Raw genomic sequence first — 12,194 nt, 5'->3', positions numbered from 1 at the left:
AGGATTTTCCTCATGCAGTCCGGCAACTCCGAGACCCAATCTCGGAACATCGTCGAGACATCTCGGTTGGACAAGGACGGAGGCAGTCGCCTCCATGATCAAATCACTGGGAGAATCCAACCATGAAAAGTCTACTCTGTAGCGCCAGCCTCTTTGCTTTAATCGTCGCGCCCGCCTATGCGCAAGAGCAAAAGCAGCCCGACCAAGCAACCCAACAGGAGCAGACCCAGCCGCAGACGCAGGTGGAACCCAAAGGCGTGATTGTTTTGTCCGAGTGGCGTTATGATCCGCTTTATGCTTCCGGCTGGAGCGTCGATCAGGCCTTCGACGAGGCGACAGTCGCCGGCGAGAATGGCGACGAGATCGGCGACATCGAGAACATCATCTTCGACAGAGATGGCAATGCCGTTGCGCTGATAGCAGAGGTCGGCGGTTTCTGGGACATTGGCGACACGCATGTGAGCATCCCCTGGGATCAGGTACAGATCTCCGAGGACGCCGCCCGCTTCACCGTGCCGGTGACGGAGGAAAATGCCGACGATTTCGCCGCGGCCGGAGACCGGAGCGTACTCCGCGAAGGTGAAACGGGGCAGGTGTCGACGGTCGACGACGACCTTGCGACCGGGCCCGATCTGTTCAAGGCCACCGACATAATCGGAGATACGGCGTTTCTCAATAATGCGGAGCGCTACGGCTATCTGAACGACATCATCGTCAATGACGGCAAGCTTGCGGCCGTCGTGGCCGACACGAGAGCATATGGCCGGGGCTACTACGCCTATCCGTACACGGGCCCGACCGCTTGGCGCGACCCGGCGCGTTATACCCTGCCCTACGGGGCCGAGGACGTCGCTGTGCTGCAGGTCTTCGACTACAGTCAGATGCAGCGAAAGGGCGCAACGGATGCAAGCACGCAGGATGCGGGCAAGACGTCGAGTACTGAGCCCATGCCGGAGGCCGAGACCGATACCCAAACCGCCCAGTGAGTGGTTCAACGCAGCGGGAGTGCCCGGCAATGGCGCTCCATTCCTTGGCTTTCCTTACCCGCAGCCGTCGCGTGACGGCTGCGGCTGACGCTCCTGCCGGAGATCGTATCACCAAGGTCGAGCGAGACAGGTAATCCGGATGCCAGCGAATCTGAGGCCCGCCGATTTTTCCTTCCGGCTCGTTCTCATGGCGGCGGCGCTGGTTGTTGCCGGTCTGTTGTTTTGGGAATTGCGGCATCTCCTCCTGCTTGTCTTCGCCGCCGTCCTGCTGGCGATCGCCCTTACTGCCTTCACTCAGTTGATCAAGGATTCGCTCGGGACTGGCTGGGCGCTGTCCCTGCTTGTCGCCACACTCGTAATCGCTGCGGCCGCAGCGGGCTTCAGTTTTCTTCTCGGTTCCCGTATCGCCGGCGAAATAACGCAATTGGCGGAGCGCGCCCCGGAATTAGCCGTCTCCGTTGGTAACTGGCTTGGCCTTGAGGACCCGCTCGAATGGCTCGAACAGCAGGCGGGCAGAGTATTCCGGAACTTCAGCCTGTTAAGTGAAATCTCGGGGCTCTCGACCGTCATTTATTCCGGGCTGATCCAAACATTTCTCGTGGTCGCCGGCGCAATATATCTGGCCGCCCGGCCACGGACCTATCGTCAAGGATTTCTCAAGCTGCTGCCGCACAGATGGCGAAGCGAGGCCGCGAAGGTCATAGCCTCGGCCACGGGCGCTCTGCGGGTATGGCTGCTTGGGCAATTCCTCGCCATGATCACGGTGGGCCTCGCGACGACGCTGGGGCTGCTGGCGCTCGGCATTCCCTCCGCCATCGCGCTCGGCTTCCTGGCCGGTGTACTCGAATTTGTGCCCTATGTCGGTGCGGTCCTCAGCGCCGCGCCGGCAATTGCGCTCGGGCTGGTCGAAGGTCCCACCAGAGCCCTTTTGGTCCTCGGGCTTTACTTCGCAATCCAACAGGCGGAGGGGCTGCTGCTCGCTCCACTGATCCAGCGCAAGGCGGTCGATCTGGCGCCGGCTCTGGCGATTTTTGCCATCGTCGCCTTCGGCATCGTCTTTGGTCCAATGGGGGTCGTTCTTGCCGCCCCGCTAACCGTCTTGTCGGTGGTCCTGGTGAAAACATTGTGGCTGCAAGAGGGAGGCGACCGGTCTGGTGCCGAAGCGCAGGCCGAGCGGGCGGACCTCGAGAGTTCCGCGGGAAGTTGAATGCTTGAAACTTGGAGATTGGCCATGCAGAAACACCGTTTGGAGGGAAACTCCGGCCGAAGATCGCTCCCCCACTGCTGCCTGGCGGCTGCGATCGCATGTGCGTTGCTCGGCGACGTGGCGTCGGCCCAGGTCCCGAAGAGAGAGCCGCCGGCCTCCTTCAGAATTATCGACAGACCTCCCAAGCCTGATCCTTTGCCCTCCGAAATCGAGCCCGATGACGAGAGCTTCGTGCAAATCCACGGGAGATGGGTGGAGGACCCCGCGCAGTGTCCGGTTGGCGAACCTGCCTCGCCACCGGTCTCACCCCTCCTCACCGACACGCTTCTCAGATGGCAGGGCAATACCTGCAGCGTGCGAGACGTCACGGCAACCGAAGTCGGCGGTGAACTGACGGCGCTTTGCGTTTCCGAAGACGGGCGATCGGAATACGAGTTCCTGCTACGACGCGAGGCTCCTGGAATGATGCGCATCCACCTTCGGGACTCGGCAGAGGAGCAGGTGCTGATACGGTGCCCCCGATAGGGCGGATTGGCCGATTGAAGGATGTGCCTATCTGCTTTCCCGTCACTTCCAATAGTAGGGATAGCCGTAATAGTCGTGGTAGCGCGTTTCATAGGCACGATCGATCGATTCACCGGGGAGATACTCCGGCGCATTGCGTATCTGCTCGCGCGTGAGGTTGATGTCCACGGTCTGGGTGGCCCAGATCACGCCGGTCAAGGAGGCCGGCGAAATCAACACCTTCTTGCCGGGCCACCAATTCACCGTATCCACGGCGATATAACGGATCGCCCAGGCATCGGTGTCGACGACAAGGTCCTCCACATGACCGATGTCGCCGTCCGTGGCGTTGACGTAATAGCCGGTGACTTCGTTCGCGGATCGCAGATGCGGATCGCCCTCTCCTCGCGCATCGGGGGCCGCCTGTTCTTCCTCGTAATCGGGAGTCGGCGCGGGCACGACCGGAGCCCTGGCGCCCGGCGCAAAATAGGTATGCGGCCCCCAATAGGGGTGCCATCCATAGTGGTCGTAGACGCTGCTTTCCTGCTGACGGGAAACGGGCGCGTCGAAGTCGATCTCAGGACTATCCTTGACCTGTTGTCTCGTCACGTTGAGGGACAATAGCCGTCCTATGGAATCTGACGAAAGAATCGCTGACGGCGGCAAGAGCACCTTTCGGCCGGTGAACACCACGCCCGTCTCAACAACGAACCAACGTACGGTCCAGCTCTGGTCGTCGAAAAGAAGATCGCCGATGGTACCGATCGAGCCATCGGTGGCGTCGATGCCACAGCCCGTCATGTCGGATGCGCTCCATAGCATTGTCTCGCTCCTCGATGTTTGGTCGCTGTAACGCTTTGAATCGGCGCGTCGAGCTTTCCGAAGATCGGTTCCGATATTCGGGGGCCGATGCTAGCGCTTCTTGTTCGTCACGGGGCGATTCCGGTCCGTCTGGGTTGCGACGCGATCGGCTTGCACCTCGGTGTCGTAGGGCGAGGGCTCGCCGTCTTGGAGGTCGCCCGCATCCGCGACGCGCTTTCTGCCCGTCTCCGATTTGGGTTGCGGTTTCGGCTGCGGGGTTGTTTCGGATTCCTTCCACACCTCTTTCGGCTCGGTCAGATCCTCGATATCCGGGCGCGCCTTCCGGCGCTCATGCCTGATCTCGGTCCCTGTCGTTTTGCTGAGGTGCGGCTGTTGCGTTTTTTCCTGGCGCGGCATTGTCCACTCCCATTCTAAAAAAGCTAACGAACTTGGTTGCCAATAGTTCCGGTCTCTGGCCGGGGGCGATCGCTCGGAGTTAGAAGCAGAACCGTCTGGTGTCGGTTAAACTCACGACGCCGGTTTCGGGAGATCAGGACAACCAGATCCGGCCGAGGCGGTTTCCCGCCGTGAAGGAGGTAACCATGACATACCAGTACGTCGAGGGTTGGCCGCGGCAATCCCGCGAGGCTGCCCAGTTGGTGATCGATCGTCATGGAGAACTGGACGAGGCGACGGAAACTCAGCTCGTTTTGGCACCGCCCCGGGCCGTGGAAGCGGGTCGTCGCGACCCGTGTGTTCTTTGACCACGATTCTCCGGCACCGCATCATGATGCGGTGGAATCCGTGATCGACTACCGCGTTCCGCCGGAGAAGGTCTCGGATGCTGCTTTCGATGGCAGCGTGATCGTGCAGCGCACCGCCGCCGAGGTTCCGCGCGGTGCCACGACGAGGGAGCAAATTTCCTCGCCTTGAATCTCATGCAGGATCCGGCAAGAAAAGCGTCGAGGAGGCACGCGCCTACTACGCGAAGGAGTTTGTCGACTATCGGCGCAAGAATCCCACACCCTACATGGAAGGACTGCGTTTCACGCCGGCGGACGGAGGGACCGCCGATCCCGGTGTGCGCCTCTTGAGCGAGGACGATTTGGAGCAGGCAAAACAGGAAGACCGGCAGCGCGGTTAGCACAGCTGCTGCGACACCGGCCGCGAACCCGCGGTGCTCCAAGGCGCCATGGTACCGCGTCTGGGGCAAGGAGGCTTTGATGAGATGGAGAGCCTGTATCGCACTGCTTGCCATTGCCGCATCGACGTCAGCCTCAGCCCTCGCGAAAAATCCTGGCTCTGCCGCGGAGCGCTGCCGTGCCGAGCCCGGTATCGACGACGATCCCCAGGCGCTTGCGCGGAAGCTCGAGGAGTGCAACGGGGTGCTGAAGCCACCCAGGGTCGGAGACTCGGAACTGGTCGAGCCGGCCCCCGATGTCGGCCGGATACCGGTGATCCGACCGGACGAGTTGCCTCGCCAACAGCATGGCCCTAACGCCGAGTGAACCGCGGCACGCGCTGCTACTGCGCCCGCTGAATAGGGTGGGATTTTAAGGCAATCTAAGCGCGAGTTTGACGAATATCAATTGGCAAATCGCAATCCGATGGTTGCAATATTAATGCTTGCTAAAGAGTTTCTCCTGTATGGCTTGCAGACGAGAACAATCACAACTTAGTCGCTGGTTGCGTGGCACACCTTTGAACCAAGCCATCCCGACACGCAGGCGAGCGCCAACATCCCGACGGAATGACCTCGCCGGGTAACATCCATACTCTCGACAGAAAGCCATGACGATTTCCTGTGCCCGCCGCCCAGAGGACACCATCAAATGCCTTTGCCCTTCGCCTTCGGTGCCAATCAATCGCGGGCAATCTGATGAAGCGCCTGTCAGACTCGATCCGCGCCAGCCTGCTTGCCATCGTATCGCTGCTATGCCTTTTGGCCATAATATTGGCGGGCCATGAATTCTCCCATGCATGGGCTAGATTTGCGGATGCAGGGCTGGTCAGCGCCAACAACACGACATCGAACCTGCTGCTGTCGGCAGCCGGCGATTGGGCCGTCGAACGCGGCATCACCAATGCCGCGCTGGCCGCCGCCCATCCAGCGCCGACAGCAACCAGAAAGGCGATACTCGAGCGGCGGGAGAAGGCCGATGCCGCGTTGGAACACGCCCTGCAGAGGATCACCGAGGGCGCAGCATTCGGGGCGGGCGACGCGACGGTGGCCGGTGTCGCGGCGGCAATGGACAAGGTCGTCGCAATTCGCCGCCGGGCAGACGCCGAACTCGACAAGCCGCTTGCAAGCCGCGACGGCGCAGTTTCTAGAGAATGGGTGCCGACGATGACGTCCCTCGTCATGGCGTCTCAAGCGCTGCGAATCGCGGCACAGTTTCAGCCCGATACCATCGAAACCAACATCAGCCAGATTCAGGACGTCAAGGGCGCAGTCTGGACTATGGGCGAATATGCCGGACGTGAGCGCGCGCTCATCGGCCGCGCGATATCGAGCGGCGCAGCCCTCGACAGTGAAACATTGCAGACGCTCGCCACCTATCGTGGGCGCGTCGAGCAGTCGTGGCTGACCGTCGATGCCTATTTGTCGCGGGGGAACGCCGATCCCGGTGTGATCTCGGCGGCGGCGGCCGTCAAGCTGACATTCTTCGACAGCTTCGAGACGACACGCAAAACGGTGTATGAGGCAGACATTGCCGGCACAGGCTATCCGATCGACGCCGACGCCTGGATCGCCGAAGCGACGCGCGCGATCGACACGCTGTTGGCACTGGGCGGCCGCACCGGCGGCGCATCGGACAAGCTGACCAGTGTATCCGCCAGCAATGCACGAATGGCGATGATCGTTAACGGCGCCGTGCTGCTTTCCGGTCTTGCGCTGGCGGGGCTGGCGTTTCGTGTCGTCCTCAGCGGCGTCCTTGGGCCTGTCGCGCGCATTACCGACGTGATGGGCACGCTCGCCAATGGCGACTTCTCGGTCGCAATCCCCTTCGCCGATCGCACGAACGAAATCGGCGAGATGGCCCGCGCCGTCGAGGTGTTCAAGGCGAACGGCATCAAGGTGCGTGACCTGAACGCCCACGAAGCCGCACTGCAGGCAAAGAGCGCCGATCTGCAGTCGAACATCGGCCAGGTGGTCCAGGCGGCGGTTGCCGGCGATTTCACCAGGCGCATCACCAGGGACTACGACAATGCCGACCTCAACCGCTTCGCCGCCCAGGTGAACGAACTGGTGACCTCCGTCGATCGCGGCGTCGCCGAAACCCGCCGGGTGATCTCGGCGCTGGCCGAGGGCGATCTCACGGAAAGCATGCGCGGCGACTTCCAGGGCGCCTTCGGCGAACTGCAGCAGAACGTCAACCAGACGATGGCCAACCTGCGCGACGTGCTCGGTGAGGTGCGCGCTGCGATCGACACGATCAATGGCGGGGCCGGCGAGATGCGCGTCGCCTCGGGCGATCTTTCCAAGCGCACCGAGCAGCAGGCCGCCTCGCTGGAGGAAACCTCGTCGGCACTCGAAGAGATCACCGCGGCGGTGAAGAGCTCGACCGAGCGGGCGACGGAAGCCAGCGCCATGGTGGACGAGGCGCGCAAAAGCACGGAACAGTCGAGCGCCGTCGTCAAGGATGCGGTCGCGGCGATGGGCAAGATCGAGCAGGCCTCCGGCGAGATCGGCCAGATCATCAACGTCATCGACGAGATCGCCTTCCAGACGAACCTGCTGGCGCTCAACGCCGGCGTCGAGGCGGCAAGAGCCGGTGACGCCGGCAAGGGCTTTGCCGTCGTCGCGCAAGAAGTGCGCGAGCTCGCCCAGCGCTCGGCCAATGCCGCCAAGGACATCAAGGCGCTGATCTCGCGCTCGGGCGACGAGGTGCATTCCGGGGTGAAGCTGGTGACGGCGACCGGCGAGGCGCTCGCCGCGATCCAGGGCCATGTCGTCAAGATCAACGAGCATGTGCATTCGATCGCCACCGCCGCCCGCGAGCAGTCGACGGGGCTTTCCGAAGTCTCGACCGCGGTCAACCAGATGGATCAGACGACGCAGCAGAACGCGGCGATGGTGGAGGAATCGACCGCGGCGACCAACCGGCTCGCCGACGAGGCGGCGAACCTCGCGCACCTGATCGCCCGCTTCAGGATCGACGCCGGCACGGCGGCACCGCGCATGGCCGCCCCGGACAGCAAACCGGTCACCTCACCCGCCCGCGCGCTTTCCCGCACGCTCGCCGGCGCCTTCGGCGGCCGCGGCACAGCCGCAGCGGCGGTTGCCTCCGATTGGGTCGAGTTCTAAGACAATGTCTTACCTGAAGAATTGAAAAATCGCCCGGCCACGTGTCCTCCGAAGCCGGGCGATTTTCCTTCTCGCGCATCAGCGCCGCCCTGTCGGCGAAGCGGCGCCAGCGCCTTCGAACGACGCAAGTCACGCCGTTGCCTTGATAAAGGACGCCTCCGAAGTGGATTTGCCATCGGATGCCGGCAACTGGTAAACGGTGGCCGCTCCTTCCGTCTTGTCGAGATATTGCATGAGCGCGGTGACGAGGTGATAGAAGATGGAGGCCGGGACTTCGGTTGCGACGCTCCTGCCCTTTCGTCGATGCGGTTGATCCACATGCCGAGTGGCGCTGGATCGACATGCCAGCGGAACAGGTGGCAGACACAAGCCTCGATCTCTGGCTTGAGGTCCGGTCCCCCGGTGCCGTCGAGGGCAACAGCGGCCTTTACCGCCTCAGCCTGCGGCCAACTCCGTGAGCCGGCCGAGATCGAGCGGCAGGCCGGAGCGGGACACGGCACCATAGGCCAATCCGGTCGAGCGGTTGAGCCCGTTGGCAATCGCGGAGGCGTAGAGCTTTCTGGCGAAAGCGATCAGATCCGCCTGGCCGCTCTTGCCGGCAAACTCGACCAGTAGCGACGCCCATTCGAAATGATGGCCCGGCTCCGTCCATTGTCCCTGCTCGCCTGCCGCCGGCTTCAGGCGTTGTCGAAATATTCGCCGATGGTCCAGCTTTCGGCATCGAAGAAGTGGCTGCGGAACAGGTCGATGATACGTGCGGCCCGGCGCAGGTAGCCGCGTTCGCCGGTGGCCGTGTACCAGGCCAGGAAAGCCTCGAGCAGATGCATATGAGGGTTGGTCCGGCGCAGTTCGGTGCCGTCGGAAGTTTCCAGAAAACTGGTGAGGCGCTCATCCTCCAGATGCGCATCGAGAAAGGCCAAGGCCTCCTGGCCGAGCCGCAGCGCGTCCGGATTGCCTGAGCATGCGCCAGCGCCAGGAGTACGCAGGCGTGGTCATAGGCATCTTTGCAAGCGTCGGCGATGGCGCCGTCGACATGAAGCACCCGAGCCCAACCTCCGCTTTCGGTGCGTCCTTTGCCCATGAATGCGAGGCCGTGGGCAATCAGCCGGTCCGGGTCTCCATCCCAGCCGCGCAATTTCGCCACGGAAAAGGCATAGACCTGCCGGGTCATGGTGCGCATGCGTTTTGGCTTCGTCAAAGGCGCAGCCTCGAAGCTCAATGCCTCATGGAAGCCGCCATGGCGCGCGTCGACGCCCATGGTCGACCAGAGCGGCAGCGTCTCCTCGAACAGCCAATGCGACACGCTGCCGCCAGGCGCCCGGCAGCATTACCCGGTCATGCGCTGGTGTGAACATGGTCTCCAGGCGACCGCACTTTTCCAACTGCTCGACGATCCGCTTGACCTCCTGGCTCTTCGCCACCGGTGCCACGAAAGTCGCGTCGGCCGTTGCCACGACCGCAATGTCCCTAAGTCCGATCACCGAAAGCATGCGCCCCTGGCTGCGCAGGTATGTGTGCTCGCAATCGATGGCCACGACGTCGCCAACCGCCACATCGCGTCCGTCGGGCTGACGTCGAGGAGGGATTGCCAGGAGCCGAGATCGCTCCAGCGAAAGCCTGCCGGCACCATCGCGATGCCGCTGGCGTTCTCCATGATCGCATAGTCGATCGACACCGAAGGAATTGCAGAATAGAGCCCGTGCGGTAGATATGTACCCGAAACTTCTCTCGCCGCCGCCGCGAAGGCGCGCACAGCCGCTTCCCAGATTTCGGGCCGGTGGCTACGGAACGCTGCGCGCATGGCGCCGGCGCGGAACAGGAAAATGCCTGCGTTCCGGGAGAAGGTTCCAGACTCCACATAGGCTTTTGCGGTCTCGAGGTCCGGCTTTTCGACGAAGCGCGCGACGTCGCGGACATCGCCCTCCCCTCTCGCCTCGATATAGCCGTAGCCGGTCTCCGGCTGGCTGGGCGTGATTCCGAAGACGACGAGCCTGCCGGCGTTTGCAGCCGACGTGCCCTTTTCCACGGTTTCCCAAAACTGCTTTTCGGTCGCGATCTCGTGGTCAGAGGGAACGACCAGGACGAGACCGTCGCCGTAGGTTGCGATCGTTTCGATGGTCGCCACCGCCACTGCCTCCGCCGTATTGCGGCCGACCGGCTCGAAGATCGCCCGGCCGCCCGTAAGATCTATGCCGGCCATGTCCGCGCGCGCCCGCTCGGCATGTCGCTCGGAGGCGATCAGGTGGATTGGCGTTTCGCCCTCTGGCCGGGCCTTCAGGCGCTGGACAGTGCTGACCAGCATAGAACCGTGTCCGGCCAGATCATGGAATTGCTTCGGATTATCCTCGCGCGACAGCGGCCAAAGCCGCGAGCCGACGCCACCGCTTATCACGAAACAGGAGATCCGTTCGGCCATTTACCCGTCTCCTTCGCTTTTGGGGGTCTGAGCCGAACCACGCGCGATTTCCTCGTCCGCTCTAAATTGTCTGTTTATAGGCGCCGACCTCCGCATGCTCCCGGAGCACGCCATTAACCGCTTCGAACATGGCCCGCTGGCGCGCTTTCGAGACCGGGCTTTCCACCACCACGACGAGTTCCGGTTTGTTGGAAGAGGCCCGGACCAATCCCCAGGTGCCGTCCTCGGCCACCACGCGCACGCCGTTGACGCTCACGAGGTCGACGATCTTCTGCCCGGCGACTGGCATCCCGTCGCGCTGCATCGTGCGAAACCGCTCCACAATGCGCTCGACGACGGCGTATTTCACATCATCGCCGCAGTGCGGTGACATTGTCGGCGAGCCCCAGGTCATCGGCAGCGCCCGGTAGAGCACAGCCATGCCCCTGTCCGGACTGCGGTCGAGCATCTCGCGGACAGCGATCGCCGTGATCAGCCCGTCGTCGTATCCGCATCCCAGCGGCGGATTGAAAAAGAAGTCCCGGACTTCTCGAAGCCCGCGATGGCGCCAAGTTCGGCGACCCGGCGTTTGATGTAGGAATGACCTGTCTTCCAGTAGTCGGTGCGAGCGCCGCTTGCATTCAGCACCGGATCGGTGGCGAACAGTCCGGTCGACTTGACGTCGACCACAAAGTTCGAGCCGGGATGCAAGGCGGAGATATCCCTCGCCTGCATCACGCCGACCTTATCGGCGAAGATCTCGGTACCCTCATTGTCGACGACACCGCAGCGTTCCCCGTCGCCATCGAAACCCAGCCCGACATCGGCGCCGCTCTCCAGCACTCTTTCCCGGATGGCATGAAGCATCGCCATGTCCTCGGGATTGGGATTGTAGCGCGGAAAGGAGTAGTCGAGTTCGCAGTCGAGCGGGATCACCGCGCAGCCGATCCGCTCCAGCACATCAGGTGCAAAGGCGCCGGCTGTACCGTTGCCGCAGGCAGCCACGACCTTGAGCGGCCGGCCGATGCGCCTGCCGCGGGTGAGATCGTCGATGTAGCGCCGGCGATCAGGTCGAAGTCGCCGTCCAGGACGATCCTTCTCTCGCGTCCGTCGGCTGCTGGGAACGATGGAAGATCGTGGTTGCGACAGTCCCGGTTAATCCCGGGCTCTGAGCTCGACAGGAAACATCTCGCTGAGCTTGTAAGCTACCTCGGTCCGGTTGGTGGCCTTCAGCTTTTTCATGATATTGCGAATGTGGACCTTGACTGTGCTCTCGCGCAGATTGAGCTTATAGGCGATGATCTTGTTGGCCTTGCCGCATCGGAGTTCGCGGATGACCTCTTCCTGGCGCTGTGTGAACATCCCAGCCATGGGCCGTCGCGCAAGTGTTCCGCCTGAGTCCATGACCTTGTGGGTGGCAAGCACGCTACTCGCGGGAACGAAGATTCCTCCGGCGCGCGCCAACTTGACCGCTTCCACGCAGACGTCGAAACCAATCGTGGTTGGAATATAGCCCTTTGCCCCGCACTCCAGTGCCTTGAGAATCTGAGCCAATTCGTCGGTGTCGGCGAGGACCACGACAGGTGTGGGTCGAAACTCCACGACCAGGCCGGCAATCTCTGCAGCGATACTTGGATCGGTGACCTTCCGGCCGCCTATATTCACGAGGACTGCCGCAATGGGGGGGTGGACAGCCCCGTCTTTTCGCCATTCTTCCGTCGATCCGAAGGCCAGGACCTCCAGACCCACGCCGTACGATACGAGGCATTGGGCCAAGCATTCCCTATCGAGCTTGCGGTGGTCGAGGAGGAGCAGAACCGCATCGGTTACCGACCTGTCGCATGTTTCATCGGCGGCATCGCCAGATATGGATCCATTTAACGCGTTGATCGCGGAATTCTCGTAAGTTGGGGCAATTGAATGCATGATAAAACTCCCCGCCACGCTACGCAGGCGCAAACAACCGAGGGGACTGAACCGAACGGCGAGTCG

8 protein-coding genes and 2 pseudogenes are annotated in these 12,194 nt (G+C 62.5%); 5 read left to right on the top strand and 5 right to left on the bottom strand.

What is annotated here, in order from left to right:
- Positions 1–122: 122 nt before the first annotated feature.
- Both AC4P1R_RS18360 and AC4P1R_RS18355 read left to right on the top strand, forming a co-directional pair.
- Complete coding sequence (locus AC4P1R_RS18360) at positions 123–986, top strand: PRC-barrel domain-containing protein (RefSeq protein WP_492178429.1); 864 nt, start codon at positions 123–125, stop codon at positions 984–986.
- Positions 987–1,125: 139 nt separating this feature from the next.
- Entirely contained in the window at positions 1,126–2,193 is a 1,068-nt protein-coding gene (locus tag AC4P1R_RS18355; protein ID WP_083265258.1) for an AI-2E family transporter, read from the top strand.
- A 567-nt stretch (positions 2,194–2,760) separates the two neighbouring features.
- Here AC4P1R_RS18355 and AC4P1R_RS18350 read toward each other — a convergent pair.
- Both AC4P1R_RS18350 and AC4P1R_RS18345 read right to left on the bottom strand, forming a co-directional pair.
- Positions 2,761–3,519 carry a PRC-barrel domain containing protein gene (locus AC4P1R_RS18350; RefSeq protein ID WP_069457511.1) on the bottom strand — a complete coding sequence of 253 codons (759 nt, stop codon included), beginning with the start codon at positions 3,517–3,519 and terminating at the stop codon, positions 2,761–2,763.
- 90 nt (positions 3,520–3,609) lie between these two features.
- Positions 3,610–3,915, bottom strand: coding sequence for a hypothetical protein (locus tag AC4P1R_RS18345; protein WP_069457510.1), 306 nt, complete (start codon positions 3,913–3,915; stop codon positions 3,610–3,612).
- A 255-nt stretch (positions 3,916–4,170) separates the two neighbouring features.
- Between AC4P1R_RS18345 and AC4P1R_RS18340 the strand changes: the two genes are divergently transcribed.
- From AC4P1R_RS18340 to AC4P1R_RS18330, 3 genes are all read left to right on the top strand, one after another.
- The gene (locus tag AC4P1R_RS18340; protein WP_245314528.1) at positions 4,171–4,431 is read left to right on the top strand and encodes a hypothetical protein; all 261 of its coding nucleotides are present in this window, start codon (positions 4,171–4,173) and stop codon (positions 4,429–4,431) included.
- A 290-nt stretch (positions 4,432–4,721) separates the two neighbouring features.
- Positions 4,722–5,006, top strand: coding sequence for a hypothetical protein (locus AC4P1R_RS18335; protein ID WP_069457509.1), 285 nt, complete (start codon positions 4,722–4,724; stop codon positions 5,004–5,006).
- A 371-nt stretch (positions 5,007–5,377) separates the two neighbouring features.
- Entirely contained in the window at positions 5,378–7,807 is a 2,430-nt protein-coding gene (locus AC4P1R_RS18330) for a methyl-accepting chemotaxis protein (protein ID WP_492178427.1), read from the top strand.
- Between the two features lie 129 nt (positions 7,808–7,936).
- Here AC4P1R_RS18330 and AC4P1R_RS18325 read toward each other — a convergent pair.
- The 3 genes and pseudogenes from AC4P1R_RS18325 to AC4P1R_RS18315 all read right to left on the bottom strand — a co-directional run bounded on the left by AC4P1R_RS18325 (position 7,937) and on the right by AC4P1R_RS18315 (position 12,128).
- Positions 7,937–10,223: pseudogene (locus AC4P1R_RS18325) on the bottom strand (AGE family epimerase/isomerase).
- 61 nt (positions 10,224–10,284) lie between these two features.
- Positions 10,285–11,273 (bottom strand): annotated as a pseudogene (locus tag AC4P1R_RS18320) (phosphohexomutase domain-containing protein); the annotation flags it as partial.
- Positions 11,274–11,357: 84 nt separating this feature from the next.
- Positions 11,358–12,128, bottom strand: coding sequence for a response regulator transcription factor (locus AC4P1R_RS18315; protein WP_069460231.1), 771 nt, complete (start codon positions 12,126–12,128; stop codon positions 11,358–11,360).
- Positions 12,129–12,194: the final 66 nt, after the last annotated feature.

The organism is Sinorhizobium sp. Y406 (assembly GCF_058732025.1).
Note: the sequence above shows the minus strand (reverse complement) of the source record. Positions and strands in the feature narration are given on the sequence as shown.